Here is a 15762-nt window from a genome sequence, read left to right as displayed (position 1 = left end):
GAGAAGCCTGATGAAGAAAGAACTCGCACAAGAATATATCGCACTAATCCCCAACCTGTTTGGCAGCTTTAGTGAATTAAATAAAAATGCTACAGAACTAAGCCATATGCAGAACCATGTCATTGAGTATCTGTTCATGAACAAGCGGGCGTTTAACCTTAAAGAAATCAGTACCGGCCTGGATATCGCCAAGCAGCAGCTGACCAATGTCGTCAGCGCTCTTGAAGTTCAAGGCTATGTGGTAAAAAAACCTGATCCCAAGGACAAACGGGCTGTGTTGATTGCACTCACTCCAAAAGGTAAAGAGGTTCAAGAAAAGAAATGGGCGGAAATCTACAACCGTTTCAGCCAAAACCTCACGAAATTAAACGAGGAAGAACAACGGGATTTGCAGTTCGCGCTTCATAAAGTAAATGTTTTATTAACCAAAATGGAGGGATAAACATGAATCAAAGGGAACGGGTTACCATCATTACCGCCGGTGTAATAACAGGAGTGGTCATGGGTCTGTTGTTTAAAGATATGTATAAATGCCTGATCACCGGAGTCATCGCAGCCACTGTGATTACCATCTTAATGAGCCGACGTGCGAAGAAGGTATAGAGTAATTACGAATATTTGGATTTATTGACAATTCGGGAGAATGAACCAGAGAAACAGCAGATATGACACTATTTTAGTGGTTAGATATTACTCGGGCTGGGTGTTTAATTTAAGCAATAATTCTAATTTCTGGAGTTGTTATATAACTATGAGTACTACTCTTATTATATTGATTATCACAGTAGTTTTTATTGGGGCGTTGATGAGGGCAACTTTTGGCTTTGGAGAAGCCATAGTGAGTATGCCTTTACTAGCACTATTACCCGTTGACTTGCATACTTCAATTTCATTAATTGGCCTGGCAGGACTTACAGTGGCTTGTCTTAGTGTGGCTGCTGGATGGCGGCACATTGACCGCTCGTCTCTTGTTCTGCTCGCCACATCGGCTTTTCTTGGAATTCCAGTTGGCTTGATTTTGGTCTCTTTTGCCCCGGCAGTTATCATAACTGTTTCGCTTGGAATTTTTCTTATTGTTTATGGCGTTTATTCACTAGTCAAAGCGACGTTAGTTAATCAGGCAAGAAAAACGGTATTACAACGGTCTGTTTGGGCCCTGCCTTTCGGATTCGCTTCCGGTTTACTTGGCAGTGCTTATAACTTTAATGGTGTACCCGTTGTGGTTTACGGAACGATGAAGGGTTGGCAAAGAGATCAGTTTCAAGCAACCTTGCAAGCTCATTTCCTTATTTCTGGTGTACTGGTTGTTTTTGGCCAGGCAATTGGCGGATTATGGACAAAGGATCTGTTTTTCCTTTTTATGCTTTCCCTTCCTATTATAGTTATTGCTACTTTACTTGGCACCTATTTACATAAGCGAATCCCTCCTCATAAATTTGAGCGTTACGTATTTACTCTTATCGTGTTGCTCGGTATTTTATTGTTGATCAAACCCTGAATAAATCAGAAAAAATGGCGTGTAAACTGATATCAGTTCACACGCCATTTTAATCCAATTAGGATTAGGCAGTTTACTTTTTATACTGTTGCAGTTTCCGCTTGATTCAAAGCCGTTCTTCTCGTTTCCTCTAGTCAATTTTGTTTATCCCTTGCTTCACTACCTTATTGAAAATGCCTCCTCCATTGCCATGATATCCAAGGGTAAAGCTTGAAAAAGCTCCCATTGGTGAATGGTGTGCATTAAAAAAGATATTTTTACCCATTTTTGTTTCCCTGCTTTCTTTTTTACTATGTAGTTAAAGATTTACGAGCTGGCGTTTTTGGATCGATTGGTAGCAGGCATCAATGGCCAGCATATTTTTATAGGTTTCTTCAAGCGTATATGACGGCTCTTTCCCATCAAGAATACAGGCGGAAAAGTGTTCGATCTGGCTGCGATACTGGTCACCTGCCACTCTTTCTTCCCGTTGCCCCTCCTTTGTCCGAATCAGGATCAGACCCTCTCCGCCATACACATCGGGGCGGAAAGCCCGATTCACTGTAATCGTTCCTTTTGTCCCGACCACCTCGTACTCTTCCCGGTTGGCCATATCAAAACTGCAATCAAACACGACAGGGCTGCCGTTTTCCAGTTTCATATGAACAACAGAAGAGAGATCCACACCGGTAGAAGGATCAAGATCCGAGAACGCCTGTATCTCGACCGGTTCGGATTGTAAGATCGACCGGGCGGCATGGATGGAATAACAGCCAACATCATAAATGCTTCCACCGCCCTTTTCCTTGCTCAACCGGATATTTTCTTCACGGTTACTGATATAAAAAGAAAAACTTGAGCGCATGAGCTTCACCTCGCCGATCTCCCCGGAGGCGATAATTTCTTTCACACGTTCGTGCTGAGGATGAAACTGATACATAAAGGCTTCCATAAAATAAACACCCTGTTCGCGGCACACCTCCGCCATTCCCTTCGTATCTTCTGCATGAAGAAATGCCGGCTTTTCACACAGAACATGCTTGCCATTGCGGGCTGCTTTTACCGCCCATTCCAGATGCAGGTGATTGGGCAGCGGAATGTAAACGGATTCAATTTCCGGGTCATCCAGCAGCTTTTCATAGCTATCATAGTACCTTGGAATCGACAGTTCTTCAGCCTTTGCCTTCCCTCTGTCTCCCCTGCTAGCCAAGCCAACGAGTTCTGCATTTTCCGATCGCTGTATGGCCGGTATGCCCTGAGTCAAACCAATGGTTGCAGTACTTAATACACCCCAGCGGACTTTTTTCATGTTTTGTCCTCCATTTTAAAAGTGTGATCGTCTGGTTTTACAGCATGGTTAGCTGTTCTGTATTGTTTTATAATTGTAAGTAAATGGATTCACTGTTCTTTCTATTTCTTATCTTAGCATGAATAACTAAGTTTGTATATTGACCAAACTAAGTTTATACTAATATAAACGCTCAAATGTTAGGAGAATTTTATGCAGACCATTACCTGGAACCAGCAAGTTGTAAAAAGAAACAATAAATCGCTCGTATTGCAGACGATCATCGAAAAAGAACCCGTTTCACGCGCCGACATCGCCCAAATTACCGGGCTGAACAAAGCGACCGTCTCCTCTCTTGTGAACGATATTCTGGAAGAGAATTTGATCTTTGAATCCGGCCCGGGGGAATCCAGCGGGGGGCGGCGGCCAGTACTCCTTCACTTCAACAAGACCGCCGGATATGCAATCGGTATTGATATCGGGGTCAATTACGTCTTGAGCATTCTGACGGATTTAAAAGGAAACATCCTTATTGAAAAAAATCAGCCGATAAAGAATGTGGCGTTTGAAGCAGTGACAGACGTGGTCAGTGAAATGATCCGCTCTTTGATCCTTGAAATGCCTGAAAGCTCCTACGGTGCAGTCGGAATTGGAATCGGCGTACCAGGCATTGTGGACAAGCAAGGAACTGTTCTTTTTGCCCCAAACCTGAACTGGAGCAACATTTCGTTAAAACAGCATATTGAAGAAGAGTTCAAGCTGCCGGTCCTTATTGAAAATGAAGCCAATGCAGGCGCATATGGCGAAAAGCAGCTGGGAGCCGGCCAAAGCTTTCAGGACATCATTTATGTCAGTGCCGGAATCGGAATTGGTGCCGGAATTATTCTGAACGGAGAATTATACCAAGGCAAAAACGGATACTCCGGAGAACTCGGACATGTCATCATTCAGGCCAACGGCAAAAAATGCAGCTGCGGGAGCCAGGGCTGCTGGGAGGTTTATGCTTCTGAAAACGCACTGCTCGAAATGGCACCCCAACAAGATGCCACACTCGAATCACTGGTTGCGCTGGCAGAAGAGAACGACTCGGAAGCCATTGCGTTGTTTGAAAAAATTGGAGCCTCCATCGGAATCGGCGTGAACAACATCATTAACGCCTTTAACCCCGAGCAGGTCATTATTGGGAATCGGCTGGTGGTCGCCAAACAATGGCTCGAAAAACCGATACTGGAAACCATCCAAACCCATACCCTTCCGTTTCATCAAAAAGAAGTGCAGCTGCAGTTCTCTCGGCTTTCGGTTCATTCAGCAGCACTTGGCGTTTCCGCTTTTGTTGTTGAAAACTTTATCCGCGATGGCGTCACTGTCCTCTAAACAGCAAAACACCGGTTCAGGGTATTCCTGAAACCGGTGTTTTTTTAACTGATCAGCGCGTTAATAATCAATACACCTGCCAAACCAACAAGCGATGCAATGGTAACCATCACGGACCAGGTTTTGATCGTTTTCCCAATGGAAAGATTAAAGAATTCCTTGTAAATCCAGAACCCTGCATCATTTACATGGGAGAAGGTCATGCTTCCTGCTCCGGTAGCCAGAACCATGAGCTCCGGACTGACATGTGTCGCCGCCACTAATGGGGCGGCAATCCCCGCGGCTGTCATCCCGGCTACTGTTGCTGATCCGAGAACGACCCTAAGGATGGCTGCGATCAGCCAGGCAAGCAGCAAGGGTGACATTGATGAACCTTCCATTAGGTTTGCCACATATTTGTCCACATGGCTGTCGATCAGTACTTGCTTGAAGGCACCCCCACCACCAATGATCAACAGGATCATGGCAATGCTTGCGATGGATTCTGAGACCGAGTTCATCAGTTCAGGCATTTTCTTTCCGCGGTTCAAGCCAAATGTGAAAATGGCGACGATGACCGCGATTAATAGGGCAACTCCCGGATTTCCAAGGAACTGAGCCGTCGGAACCAGTGAAGAATCCGGCGTGGCAATTTCCACAACTGCCTGGAAGGCGATCAAAATAACAGGAATAAGAGCCGTAAAGACACTGATGCCAAAGCCAGGCATCTCATGTTCTTCAAAATGCTTTGGTGTAAACAATCCTTTTGGAATTTCAACTTCCAGATCTTCTTTCTTAAAGAGCCTGGTGTACATCGGCCCGCTCAGAATAACGGCGGGAACTGCGATAATCACTCCGTACAGCAAGGTCAGACCCAGATTGGCATGAAAGATTCCGGCAACCGCCGTTGGCCCCGGATGCGGCGGAACAAATCCGTGCATCGTAATGAGCGCCGCAATGACCGGCATCCCGATATAGAGAATAGGCACACTCGCTTCCGCTGCAATAACAAAGACGAGCGGAATAAGGACAACCACGCCTGTTTCAAAAAATAAAGCGATTCCAACAATGATAGCAGTAAGAACAGCAGCAAACTGAACCCGGTTTCTGCCAAATACCCGGATCAATGTGGTAGCGATTCGCTGTGCACCGCCCGAGTCTGCCATCAATTTACCGAGCATGCCTCCAAACCCGATGACCAGAGCCAGGCTTCCAAGCGTTCCGCCCAAACCGTTCGTTACTGACGTCATAGCTTCCGCCGGGGTCATGCCTTCCATAATCCCGACAAGCACTCCAACAATAATCAATGAGATGAAAGCGTTTAACTTAAAGACCACCATGAGCAGCAACAACAGGGCAATCCCTATGCAAATATATACGATTGGCATGATTTCTACCTCTTTTCTTCTGTAGTCCGGAATGCACCACTCTTCTGCCGTGCATCCCCTCAATTCTTAAGGATGAATAAGCATTTCAGTTACTTCTTTTAAGTCGCTTTTCGTGCCAACATTGCCCGGAAAAATCACATAGGACATTCCAGGATACTTGCTTTCGTCTCCTGTTCGCCAAACCGGGATTCCCGGCCGGACCTGCCCGGCCACCGTTGCCCGTTTAACGCTCAAGCCTTTTGTCCCGACATCACTTGAAGTGATTCCGCCTTTGGCGATAAGGAAATTCGGCTTGACCTGAAGCCTTGTTACAATGCTTGTAACGGCATCGGAAATGGCGACGGATAGTTTCAGTTCCTCTTCTTTTTTGTTCTCGCCGAGATCGAGACGCTCCCTGCTCGTATAGACCGCCACCGTTTTACCCGAACGTACGAGTGATTCTGTGGTTTCAATGACACGGTCGGTTTCCTGCAAAAAGCGTTCCGGCTCCAAAACGAGATGGCTGTTGAATTCAATAAATTCGATTTCCTTTATTTCTTTTAACCGCTCCAGTTGTTCTGTGGTTTTCTTTACGTGGGAGCCGATGATGATGAGTCCGCCATGTCCAGTTTCTTCCTGGATCATTTCGTTTCTTGTAAGCAATGCCTTATCCTGTACACCGCCTATGACTTTTGGCAGCGCTGCTGCACTCCGGAACAAAAAGTTCTTTCCTGCATTGATCGCTTGAATGAGCGCGGCTGTAAAGATTTTTACATCCCCCTCATCCACAGCATTCACGACGACTTTGTTGAAACCTTTAACCTCCATCAACTGGCTGGCAATCCCGTCAACGTCCATGGAACGCAACGTTTCAATCGGAAGATAGAGAGTGTCGGCTGCTTTATATTCTCCGCGGGATTTTTCCTCGATCCATTCACCCAGGTCCGACTTGGTATAGCCAAAGGTACGATCCTTCGCGAACTCGGTTTCGCCTGCCGGCACAAGCTCACTGCCATCCTGAACGTAGTGGATATTATTTACAGTGAAACGTCCACCTTCTTTAAAGAACGGCAGAATCACTTCTCCATCAATCTTTTTTTCGGAAGCGGATTCGATCGTTTCCTTAAGCACAGTCGTTTCCAGCGGATAATGCCCTCTGAGCGTGGAATCGCCACGGCTGATGATCAGGTAATCACGGTTCAGTTTCTTGGATACCGCAAGAATATTTTCAGCGATTTTGATATGCTCCCTCGCTGTTTCTTCTTCGGTGAATCCTCTGGAGTTCGTCAGGATAAAGAACATGGACTGCTCTTCCAAAAAGCCTTTTGTAATGCTCTCAACAGACCAGTCGGTGAATACCGAAATGTCATGCACCGTTTGAACGCCTGTTGGATCATCATCCAGCACGATAACTTTTTTATTGAATGTCCCAAGAGCTTCCTGTATAAGCGCATCTGCTTTATCATTAAGAAGCGTTGGAAGATTTTCGAGAAGATCAGCGGAGACTCTCTGATTTTTCGTCATGGTTAATCCCCCTCTTTACTTCGATCTGTGCAAGTTTTTCATAATACCTCACAATGCTTCCATGGTCGTCATTGATTTTTCCATCCACTTTTAAGGTATGGAAGATTTCAAGAAGCTGGCTGGACAGCGGGAGTGGAACCCCGATATCGTGAGCCGTATCCATCACATTGCCAATATCCTTCATGTTGATGGCAATGCTGCCTCCGGCAACGAAGTTTCGATCAAGAATCATCGGCACTTTCGCATCAAGCACCGCACTTCCCGCAAGTCCTCCCCGGATCGCCTTGTACATTTTCTCCACATCAATTCCTGCTTTAGCAGCCAGCACCAGCGCTTCCGACATAGCCGCAATGTTAAGGTTTACAATAATTTGATTGGCCAGTTTTGCAGTAACCCCGCAGCCATTTCCGCCCACCAGCGTGACGTCTTTACCCATTCCGTATAAAACAGAAAGAACGCTTTCAAAAACGTCCTCTTTCCCGCCAACCATAATGGCAAGCGTTCCGTCGATTGCTTTTGGCTCCCCACCGCTTACAGGCGCATCAAGCATCTCAACGCCTTGCTTTGCTGCCTGCTCTGCCAGCTCGCGGGATACGTCAGGTGTTATGGAACTCATATCGATAATGACGGAGCCTTCTTTGGCCCCCTCCAAAATTCCGTTCTCTCCCAATACGACTTGCTGTACGTGCTTGGATGCCGGAAGCATCGTAATGATGACATCGCTTTGTTCCGCTACTTCCTTTGGAGAGCCGGCAGATGTTGCTCCTGCATCTGCGACAGCGTTTACACTTTCCTGATTCAAATCAAAAACCGTTATTGAAAATCCTGCGTTTATCAAATTTAATGACATGGGCTTACCCATGATTCCCAGTCCAATAAAACCAACCTTGTGTTCCATCGATATTCCTCCTTGAGTTTGGTGAAATCGATCTGCAATCGCTTTCAGTGATGCTTACAGTTGACATTGTACACGGTTTTTTAATTTTTGTATACATTTTTAATAAATTTGTATACGAATATTCGTCTGAACAAGGAACGGTTATATTTTTTTCTCCATGGTTTTGGTAAGATGTAGATAGACTGTTGAAGGAACTTGAGGTGAAAATTGTGTTGGAAAATGATCGTTCACGCTCGGCCACCCATCAATCCTACGCTGTCCTTCGGGACAGGATTTTAAATGGCCAACTCCCAGGGGGCACTAAGATCGTGGAAGAAAAAATAGCCTCCGAACTGGGCTTCAGCCGGACACCTATCAGAGAATCCATTCGGAAGCTGGAATACGAAGGGCTCATTATCAATAAACGGGTCGTCAAACCGACGGAAAAGGATCTGCGGAATAACTTTCAAATGCGGATCCTGCTCGAAGGGTATGCTGCTCAATGTGCAGCCTCCTTTCTCCCTGAACAGGATTTACAGGCACTGTATGAATGTGTGGAGATCGGAAGAAAAGGAACGAATGAAGAAATCATGGACGCCAATGAGCGGTTTCATGAAATTATCGTACGGGCCAGCAATAATGCTGTCATGATTGATACGATTGACCGTATGCAGTCGCTGATTTATCTGTTTCGCAAAACCGTTGTTCTTAATCAGCGCCCTCATCTCATCGATGAACACGAACAAATTTACGAAGCCATTAAAGCACGAAACGGGGAAAAAGCCGCAGATCTGATGAAAAGCCACCTGCAAGCGGACTTGGATTTTTGCCTCCATATCATCGGCTGACGATACTTTAACATCCTTCAGTTATTGAGGGATGTTTTTTTTGGCACAAAAAAAGCACCTGAATCCTCAGATGCTTCACTAAATAACTAAGATTGTTGTACGAGCGGCGGCACGTCCCACTTCAGTGTTGATAGAGAGGCTTCCTGCTCAAAGGCCGCTCCAACTTGATACAGCCGGGCCTCACTAAACGGTTTGCCGATTAACTGCAAGCCGATTGGAAGTGCCCTTTCAGAGAATCCGCAAGGGACAGACAAGCTGGGCAGACCTGTTACACAAGCTGGTTCCGTCAATCGCAAAAGCGCCGAACGGACCTGCTCTGTTTTCCCGCCAACGAAGATTTCCGTTTGTCCGATATCCGGCGGCAAAATGCCAACGGTCGGCGCAGCAATCACATCAACCCGGTCAAACACCGTGTTGAAGGCTTCTCTTGCTTCCTGGCGGATATCCTGAGCTTTTACATATTCAAACCCGAGAGCTTCTGCACTTTGTTTCAGTCGTTCCAGAACCGGTGCCTGGTAATCCTGCGGACGAGAGAGGACAAGTTCTTCATGAAGTGCATAGGCTTCACTTTGCAGGGTTTTGAGTTGAGCATAGGAAACCTTTGATAATACAGGAATCTCCACATCCTGTATGACAGCACCTAAGTCTTCCAACACCTTAATCGCTTTCTTTACCTTGCCCTTCACCTCTTCATCCACCCGGTCAAAATAAAAGCTGGTTGGAATACCAATGACTTTTCCGGATATGGACTCACCGATACAGCGCGTAAAATCTTCGTTCCCAAGATTATGGGAGAATGGATCCTCATGATCAAAACCGGCCAGCACGGAAAGCAGCATAGCATTATCACGGATGCTGCGCGTCATTGGCCCCACATGGTCGAGTGTCCTGCCAAGCGGGTGAACCCCAGCCTTGCTTACCCGTCCGAAGGTTGGTTTCATCCCCACAATCCCTGTAGCTGCAGCGGGAATCCGGATGGATCCCCCCGTATCTGTTCCCAGTGCTCCAAAACACAGGCCAGAAGCCACTGCCGCTCCCGATCCGCTGCTCGAGCCTCCAGTCATTTTTGAAGGATTGTACGGATTTCGTGCCGGGCCAAAGTACGAAGCATCGCCTGTCGGCCCATATGCGAACTCCTGTGTGTTGCATTTGCCGATTAGGACCGCTCCGGCTTTTTTTAGCTTCTGTACAACGGTTGCATCCCGGTCCGGGATATAGTTTTGATAAATTTTAGAGCCCATTGTTGTCCGGATTCCCTTTGTATAAATCAGATCCTTCAGTCCGACCGGGATACCATGAAGCGGTCCCCGGCAGTGTCCCGCCATGATTTCCTCTTCTGCCTGCTTCGCTTCTTTCACCGCCTGCTCTTCAAGGACCGTGATAAAGGCGTTAACCACAGGGTTGATCTCTTGAATTCTCGCCAATAACTCAAGGACGACCTCTACAGGCGAAATCTCTTTCGATTTGATTTCTTCAGAGAGTGCCGAAAGACTTAAATGTAAAACCTTATTGTTATTCATCGATTCCCTCTCCTTCAAACAGACGGCCGGCTGGCTGTTGATGATGGATTAATCTTGCGTTTGGAGGTTCCCGGTTTAACAAAGATCATCGCGACCATACCCACTGCAGAAGCGATGGCAGCCGCGACAAACATGGCTCCGTAGCCGCTCATGGCCACCAAAGCCCCGGTTAAAGTCGGTGCCACAATGGTGGCAATATTGGTGAAGAAATGAGTGACTCCGCCAAACGTACCCGCCTTGGACGGCTCCGTATCAATGATGACGGTCCAATACACAGAGTTAGGCAAAAAGTTAAACGCATTTCCAATTGTCATAAGCGTAAGAACCGCGGTCACACTATTTACAGTTGGAATAAGAATAAAACAGATTGCCGTTAACAGCAGGGACACAACCGCCAGACCTGAGCGCGCAATGCGAAGACTTCCTGTTTTTTTTCGGAGAAAATCGGAAATTCTTCCGCCCAGCAGCACGGTCACACACGCACCTGCCCATGGAATCATTCCCAAATACCAGAGGGAGGCAAGTTTAAAGTCAAACGTATCCTGCAAGTATTTCGGTGTCCAGGTTAAGATCAGGAAATTAACATACTGAAACGCGAAGTATCCGATCGCATTCATAATCAACGTCGGATTACGGAAAAAGTGATGCCATGGTACCTGCTCTTCCTCTTTTTCGTCCACCAGTTTTTCTGAACTTAACAGCTCCTTTTCATTCCGGATTTCAGCCAGTTCCTCCTTGGATACCTTCGGGTTGTCCTCCGGCTGATCGGTAAACACCTTCATCCAAGCAATGATCCAAATCAATCCGATGACACCAAGAATAATAAACATCACTTTCCAGCTGGTAAACGATAATAGCGCAACAGCAATGGGTGCTGTCAGAAGAGCACCAAGTGGCGTTCCCAACAATCCGAGTGAAGCAGCAAATCCTCTTTCTTTCGGTGCTGCCCAGTTCGCCATCGTCCGGTTAATGGTTGAAAAGGTTGGTCCTTCCGCAAAGCCAAAAAGAATCCGGAAAACGGCAAAACCGGCAATGGCCGATCCGCCAAACAAGGCAAGACCGATTTCTCCGGCAAAAGCTGTGCCCATTTCAAAAAGAGACCAGGCAATCCCGACTACGATCCAAACAAACTTCGGTCCTTTTTTGTCCGCCAACATGCCTCCGAACAAGGCACCAAACATGTAACCGTAGCCAAAATACCCTAGAATTTGCCCCCACGTCTTTGGGTTCAATCCGAATTCCCCGATGATCGCCTCTTGGGCATAGGAGATGGCACCCCGGTCGATGTAGTTCACAACGGTCATAAATACAATCATGCCGATGATAAAATACCGGTATTTCCCCTTCACGCTAATTCTCTCCCTTCGTTATGTAAAACACTTAATCTATTCCCTTTCTGTAACAATTCAACCTGTAACAATACACATAATGATAAATTCACAAAGTGAAATAAACACTGAAAAATAGTCCTTTAAAAATAATTTTTTGTGACGGTTTTAAACTGTTCTGAATCGTGCGAATCTTATGATACATCGTTTATTTTTAAATTAAATACAAATGTTGCAAATTGCCACTCATATTTCGGTTTACAAATGAATTACTATTTAGTTAGATAAGGAGTGTGTATAATGTACAAAACATTTAAGATTTTGAAAGTACCACATCAAGAAATGAATAACGTCTCCATTCCAGCTAAAGACGAGCTAACAGATCCTGAATGGCTGAAACTTGTAAAAGAAGCCATGGATTCCAGCATAACAAAAGAGCAATTTACACAGTTTTTAAGTGAGAAAAAGTCGCAGTAATAGTCTAAGCACCCGTTCCTCTATGGTACTTAAACGTACTACTAACAATCACAGCACATACACACCTCTATATACGAAAAAAGGCAGCGGCTCTGGTCCAAACAGAAATGCTGCCTTTTTCCCTTGCTCCCTTACCTGCCGAGCCAGCCTCCATCTACCGCCAGCAAATGGCCATGAATATAGTTTGATGCATCCGATGCAAGAAACACAACAGTCCCCTTAAAATCTTCAGCGGATCCCCATCGTCCTGCCGGTATCCGTTCAAGAATCTGACGGTTTCGCGTTTCATCCGCAATTAACGCAGAGTTCATATCCGTAGCGATGTATCCCGGAACAATGGCATTCACGTTGACATTTTCCTTCGCCCATTCATTGGACAGGGCTTTTGTCAATTGAGCTACGCCGCCTTTTGCTGCGGCATACGCCGGGACGGTCAATCCGCCCTGAAACGATAAGAGGGAAGCCATGTTAATAATTTTTCCCGACTGCTGCGGAACCATGAACTTTCCTGCTTCTTGGCATAACAGCCAAACACACTTTAAATTGACATTGATGACATCATCCCAGTCGGTTTCCGAGAATGATACCGAGGGAGACCGGCGCTGGATGCCGGCATTGTTCACCAGAATATCGATCTTGCCAAGCTCTCTCACCACGGTCGGGATGGCATCCCGAACATGAGTCTGCTCCTCTAGGTTGCAATGTACAATCATCGAACGCTGCCCAAGAGCTTCGATCTCTTTTTTTACAGTCTCATCGGCGGTGTTCCGCTGTAGAAGCGCAACGTCAGCACCAGCTTCCGCCAGGGCAAGTGCCATCTCACGGCCAATTCCCCTGGTTGCACCAGTAATCGCCGCAACCTTACCTTCCAGTGAAAACATAAACAACTCTCCTTCTGTTTATGAGTATGTATTGGCTGAATTGTCTGTCTATAAGTGTAGCGAACCTTTCTTTCTGTGTAAATGGATGGGTTTTGTCAAAGATAAAAAGCACTCGTTGTATGAGTGCTTTTTGATGTCAGCTTTTAAATTTCCAGTTCCCAATGTTCCTTTTCGGAATCCTTCATTTTCTTTTCGGTTTCTTCCGGATAGGCGGTGCGGAATGGGTGGTGCTCCAATGGAATGATTTCCACCATTTTGCGGATCATGTCTTCCGGATCGTACTGATCTTTTAAACTTTCCTCTTGTTTTTTCATATCCTCGATCCGTGTGAAATTCTTTCCTTTTTCAAACCACTTGTACTTCTCCTCTGCACTCCGGTCGTTGAAACCAGTCGCAAATGGGCCAGGGTTGATGGTCGCCACCTGTACACCGAACTCCTCCAATTCCTTCCGCAAGGTCTGTGCGATGCCCTCAATGGCATGTTTTGTTGCCGTATATGGACCAACGTAGGGAGTAGCCGCAATCCCAGCGATGGAACTCATAAATACAATTTTCCCGAACCCTTTTTCCACCAGCTTCGCGGCGGCAAGCTGTACCGTTTCAAGTGTGGCAAATACGTTCACTTCAAACAGCGCTCTAATACGGTCCAAAGGAACTTCCGACAATGGCCCGCCTTCATTGATCGCCGCATTGGCCAAAAAGATATCAAAATCATGCTCCTTAATTTGCCCGCGGTCACGCTCGTTGGTGATATCAAGCTTGAAGACTTCAATATCGAGATTCTTTTCACGCACTTCCTTCATGAGATCACTTTGCTGGGACGTCAGCTCCGTCGTTGCAATTACCTTATGCCCGTTTTGGGCGAGCCCGATGGCTGTCCCTCTCCCCAGTCCACTTCCTGCACCTGTAATAAAAATGGTTTTTGACATATAGTAAAACTCCTCCTGATCATTTACTCTCCCATTTCTTTCTTCCCTTTTCACCGCTGCGCTAAAACTTCATGGAAGATTTGAAAACCATTCCCTTCCTGTTTTATGATAAGAATAGAGTTATCCAGTAAATGAGGAGCCTCTGGCCCTGAAAAAAGAAGGCCCATTGCTTCCAAAAGGACGTTTTATCATGAGAATTCAGTTAGGCGTGATCGGTCCGTCCGATTCAGTAGAATTGGTCAAAAAAGCAGCAGAACATTTCGATAATATTGATGTCCTTCCATTTGTTTATAAAAGGCTCGAGGAAACCGTGACTTTAATCGAGGGAAACAAACACCGGGTGGACCAGTGGTTTTTTTCCGGTCAGGCCCCTTACCATTATGCTCTGGCCAACGGAATCATCGAAGAAAAAGAAGGCAGTTATGCACCCGTAAACGGCATCAGCCTGTATAAAACCTTACTGGAAGCTCAGGTGAAAGAAGACAAAATTTTTTCAACCATGAGCCTCGACAGTATTCAGGATGAGGAACTCAAAGATATTGGCGAAACCATTCCGACTTTTCAACTGTATACTCTTCCGTATACCGGCTACCTTCCTCCAGAGGACCTGATTGATTTTCATGTCCAACTGTACAGAGAGGGAAAAACTGAGGTTGCCATTACGTTTATCCAAGAGGTGTATTTTGAGCTGAAGGCGCTGGGAATCCCTTGTTACCGGGTAACGCCTGGCATCCCGTCCATCCGGCTCATGCTTCAGTATTTAAAAGAGTACAGCCTGTCGCAATGGTACAAGAAAGCCCAGACGGCGATTCTCGGCATCACCGTATTCGATTCTCCGTCCTCTTCCGACGAGTCCTTTTACACGTACAAACGGAGGCAACAGGAGCTTGAGCTGCAACGGATTCTGCTTCATTATGCAGAACTGGTCCATGGTTCATTTCAGCAGATCGGTGACGATCATTTTTACATCTACACCACCCGAGGCGAAATGGACCTCCACTTCGGAGACAATTCGCTGCACCAGCTGATCGAGGATACGAAGCTTCACAGCAACCTGCAAATCAACATCGGGCTCGGCTACGGCCTAACGGCGCTTGAGGCCGAGCAAAACGTGAGACTCGCCTTTCGGTTTGCCCGCCGGTATGACAAGCCGGTGATCATCCAGGTGAATGAGGACAAAACCGTAACCGAAAGCCTGCAGACCAATGAACAGGTCTCCTATAACGGACGGACACTCGGAGACCATTGGAAGGAAACCTTAAAAAACGCCAACCTCAGTCCGGCGGTAGTCGGGAAAATTCAATCGTTCGCCCAGCATTATAAAAAGAATACCGTTACCGCCCTGGAAGTATCGCAATGGCTAAAAGGAACCGAACGAAACGCAAGGCGCATATTAACTGAACTCGAAAAATTAAACCTGGCTGAGGTCACCGGCGAGGAACAGTCCGGATACCGCGGCCGGCCTCGCAAAATTTATGCGCTGAAATTGTAAAAGCCCTCCATAATGGAGGGCTTTTACGTTTGGAAGATAAGCTTTAGCAGGCTACTCACAGAACCACTCATCCTTAAGGTTCTCTCATAAGTTTGACAATACCTGATAGGCTTTATGCTCTTCCTCACTTTTAACAAAAAATTCATAAAAGGTTGATCCATTAAAATCGTTTGAACTGAAGTGAGAGCCAGGCGCCCAGCTTCCGTGGTTCACACGTTTCACTTTGTAACGCAAGCCTTCGCTTTGAAATCGTTGAGCTACCTTAAAATACGTGCCCTGGTCAAATGCGGTATAAACCGGTACATTTTTTGAGAAAAAATTAAATAGTTTCAAAGCCATTCACCTCCATAAAAAAATCCCCATTAAATGAATTCGCTTTCATTTTAAAATCTCCTTTATTA

General features: G+C 46.2%; 17 protein-coding genes. 7 read left to right on the top strand and 10 right to left on the bottom strand.

What is annotated here, in order from left to right:
• Positions 1 to 10 precede the first annotated feature (10 nt).
• From BLT53_RS18020 to BLT53_RS18015, 3 genes are all read left to right on the top strand, one after another.
• Positions 11 to 442, top strand: coding sequence for a MarR family winged helix-turn-helix transcriptional regulator (locus tag BLT53_RS18020; protein ID WP_090237158.1), 432 nt, complete (start codon positions 11 to 13; stop codon positions 440 to 442).
• Positions 443 to 444: 2 nt separating this feature from the next.
• Complete coding sequence (locus BLT53_RS25160) at positions 445 to 603, top strand: hypothetical protein (protein ID WP_170834419.1); 159 nt, start codon at positions 445 to 447, stop codon at positions 601 to 603.
• 148 nt (positions 604 to 751) lie between these two features.
• Entirely contained in the window at positions 752 to 1498 is a 747-nt protein-coding gene (locus BLT53_RS18015; RefSeq protein WP_090237156.1) for a sulfite exporter TauE/SafE family protein, read from the top strand.
• 130 nt (positions 1499 to 1628) lie between these two features.
• Here the strand turns inward: BLT53_RS18015 and BLT53_RS25650 are convergent, their stop codons facing one another.
• Together BLT53_RS25650 and BLT53_RS18010 are read right to left on the bottom strand one after the other, a co-directional pair.
• On the bottom strand, positions 1629 to 1763 hold the full coding sequence (locus tag BLT53_RS25650) for a hypothetical protein (RefSeq protein WP_280138825.1): 135 nt from the start codon (positions 1761 to 1763) through the stop codon (positions 1629 to 1631).
• A gap of 33 nt (positions 1764 to 1796) precedes the next feature.
• Entirely contained in the window at positions 1797 to 2786 is a 990-nt protein-coding gene (locus BLT53_RS18010) for a Gfo/Idh/MocA family protein (RefSeq protein ID WP_090237155.1), read from the bottom strand.
• 192 nt (positions 2787 to 2978) lie between these two features.
• On the opposite strand from BLT53_RS18010, the gene BLT53_RS18005 reads away from it, so the two are divergent.
• Entirely contained in the window at positions 2979 to 4139 is a 1161-nt protein-coding gene (locus BLT53_RS18005) for an ROK family transcriptional regulator (RefSeq protein ID WP_090237153.1), read from the top strand.
• Positions 4140 to 4183: 44 nt separating this feature from the next.
• Here BLT53_RS18005 and BLT53_RS18000 read toward each other — a convergent pair whose 3' ends face one another.
• The 3 genes from BLT53_RS18000 to garR form a co-directional block, all read right to left on the bottom strand.
• The gene (locus BLT53_RS18000) at positions 4184 to 5506 is read right to left on the bottom strand and encodes a gluconate:H+ symporter (RefSeq protein ID WP_090237152.1); all 1323 of its coding nucleotides are present in this window, start codon (positions 5504 to 5506) and stop codon (positions 4184 to 4186) included.
• Between the two features lie 66 nt (positions 5507 to 5572).
• Entirely contained in the window at positions 5573 to 7009 is a 1437-nt protein-coding gene (locus BLT53_RS17995) for a four-carbon acid sugar kinase family protein (RefSeq protein ID WP_090237151.1), read from the bottom strand.
• A complete protein-coding gene (gene garR, locus BLT53_RS17990; protein ID WP_090237149.1) occupies positions 6981 to 7907 on the bottom strand; it encodes a 2-hydroxy-3-oxopropionate reductase in 927 nt (308 codons plus the stop codon). The genes BLT53_RS17995 and garR overlap by 29 nt, the downstream gene beginning before the upstream one ends.
• Before the next feature lie 209 nt (positions 7908 to 8116).
• Here garR and BLT53_RS17985 point away from each other — a divergent pair, with 209 nt between their 5' ends.
• Positions 8117 to 8734, top strand: coding sequence for a GntR family transcriptional regulator (locus BLT53_RS17985; RefSeq protein ID WP_090237540.1), 618 nt, complete (start codon positions 8117 to 8119; stop codon positions 8732 to 8734).
• 86 nt (positions 8735 to 8820) lie between these two features.
• Here the strand turns inward: BLT53_RS17985 and BLT53_RS17980 are convergent, their stop codons facing one another.
• Together BLT53_RS17980 and BLT53_RS17975 are read right to left on the bottom strand one after the other, a co-directional pair.
• Positions 8821 to 10254, bottom strand: a complete 1434-nt coding sequence (locus tag BLT53_RS17980) for an amidase (protein ID WP_090237148.1) — start codon at positions 10252 to 10254, stop codon at positions 8821 to 8823.
• Between the two features lie 14 nt (positions 10255 to 10268).
• Positions 10269 to 11570, bottom strand: a complete 1302-nt coding sequence (locus tag BLT53_RS17975; protein ID WP_090237538.1) for an MFS transporter — start codon at positions 11568 to 11570, stop codon at positions 10269 to 10271.
• A gap of 312 nt (positions 11571 to 11882) precedes the next feature.
• Between BLT53_RS17975 and BLT53_RS17970 the strand changes: the two genes are divergently transcribed.
• Positions 11883 to 12059, top strand: coding sequence for an anti-repressor SinI family protein (locus BLT53_RS17970; RefSeq protein WP_090237146.1), 177 nt, complete (start codon positions 11883 to 11885; stop codon positions 12057 to 12059).
• 131 nt (positions 12060 to 12190) lie between these two features.
• Here BLT53_RS17970 and BLT53_RS17965 read toward each other — a convergent pair whose 3' ends face one another.
• Together BLT53_RS17965 and BLT53_RS17960 are read right to left on the bottom strand one after the other, a co-directional pair.
• Positions 12191 to 12940, bottom strand: coding sequence for an SDR family oxidoreductase (locus tag BLT53_RS17965; RefSeq protein WP_090237145.1), 750 nt, complete (start codon positions 12938 to 12940; stop codon positions 12191 to 12193).
• 143 nt (positions 12941 to 13083) lie between these two features.
• The gene (locus BLT53_RS17960) at positions 13084 to 13869 is read right to left on the bottom strand and encodes an SDR family oxidoreductase (RefSeq protein ID WP_090237143.1); all 786 of its coding nucleotides are present in this window, start codon (positions 13867 to 13869) and stop codon (positions 13084 to 13086) included.
• A gap of 190 nt (positions 13870 to 14059) precedes the next feature.
• Here BLT53_RS17960 and BLT53_RS17955 point away from each other — a divergent pair, with 190 nt between their 5' ends.
• Positions 14060 to 15361, top strand: coding sequence for a helix-turn-helix domain-containing protein (locus BLT53_RS17955; RefSeq protein ID WP_244520498.1), 1302 nt, complete (start codon positions 14060 to 14062; stop codon positions 15359 to 15361).
• An 84-nt stretch (positions 15362 to 15445) separates the two neighbouring features.
• Here BLT53_RS17955 and BLT53_RS17950 read toward each other — a convergent pair whose 3' ends face one another.
• A complete protein-coding gene (locus tag BLT53_RS17950; RefSeq protein ID WP_139168434.1) occupies positions 15446 to 15694 on the bottom strand; it encodes a hypothetical protein in 249 nt (82 codons plus the stop codon).
• Positions 15695 to 15762: the final 68 nt, after the last annotated feature.

The sequence above is a fragment of the Fictibacillus solisalsi genome (assembly GCF_900103485.1).
GTDB lineage: Bacteria > Bacillota > Bacilli > Bacillales > Fictibacillaceae > Fictibacillus_C > Fictibacillus_C solisalsi.
Note: the sequence above shows the minus strand (reverse complement) of the source record. Positions and strands in the feature narration are given on the sequence as shown.

Coding starts and splice junctions, on each gene's coding strand:
- BLT53_RS17955 (WP_244520498.1), top strand. CDS start 14,060: ATGAGAATTCAGTTAGGCGTGATCGGTCCGTCCGATTCAGTAGAATTG.
- BLT53_RS17965 (WP_090237145.1), bottom strand. CDS start 12,940: ATGTTTTCACTGGAAGGTAAGGTTGCGGCGATTACTGGTGCAACCAGG.
- BLT53_RS17975 (WP_090237538.1), bottom strand. CDS start 11,570: ATGATTGTATTTATGACCGTTGTGAACTACATCGACCGGGGTGCCATC.
- BLT53_RS18020 (WP_090237158.1), top strand. CDS start 11: ATGAAGAAAGAACTCGCACAAGAATATATCGCACTAATCCCCAACCTG.
- BLT53_RS17970 (WP_090237146.1), top strand. CDS start 11,883: ATGTACAAAACATTTAAGATTTTGAAAGTACCACATCAAGAAATGAAT.
- BLT53_RS25160 (WP_170834419.1), top strand. CDS start 445: ATGAATCAAAGGGAACGGGTTACCATCATTACCGCCGGTGTAATAACA.
- BLT53_RS25650 (WP_280138825.1), bottom strand. CDS start 1,763: ATGGGTAAAAATATCTTTTTTAATGCACACCATTCACCAATGGGAGCT.
- BLT53_RS18000 (WP_090237152.1), bottom strand. CDS start 5,506: ATGCCAATCGTATATATTTGCATAGGGATTGCCCTGTTGTTGCTGCTC.
- BLT53_RS17960 (WP_090237143.1), bottom strand. CDS start 13,869: ATGTCAAAAACCATTTTTATTACAGGTGCAGGAAGTGGACTGGGGAGA.
- BLT53_RS17995 (WP_090237151.1), bottom strand. CDS start 7,009: ATGACGAAAAATCAGAGAGTCTCCGCTGATCTTCTCGAAAATCTTCCA.
- BLT53_RS18015 (WP_090237156.1), top strand. CDS start 752: ATGAGTACTACTCTTATTATATTGATTATCACAGTAGTTTTTATTGGG.
- BLT53_RS18005 (WP_090237153.1), top strand. CDS start 2,979: ATGCAGACCATTACCTGGAACCAGCAAGTTGTAAAAAGAAACAATAAA.
- garR (WP_090237149.1), bottom strand. CDS start 7,907: ATGGAACACAAGGTTGGTTTTATTGGACTGGGAATCATGGGTAAGCCC.
- BLT53_RS17980 (WP_090237148.1), bottom strand. CDS start 10,254: ATGAATAACAATAAGGTTTTACATTTAAGTCTTTCGGCACTCTCTGAA.
- BLT53_RS18010 (WP_090237155.1), bottom strand. CDS start 2,786: ATGAAAAAAGTCCGCTGGGGTGTATTAAGTACTGCAACCATTGGTTTG.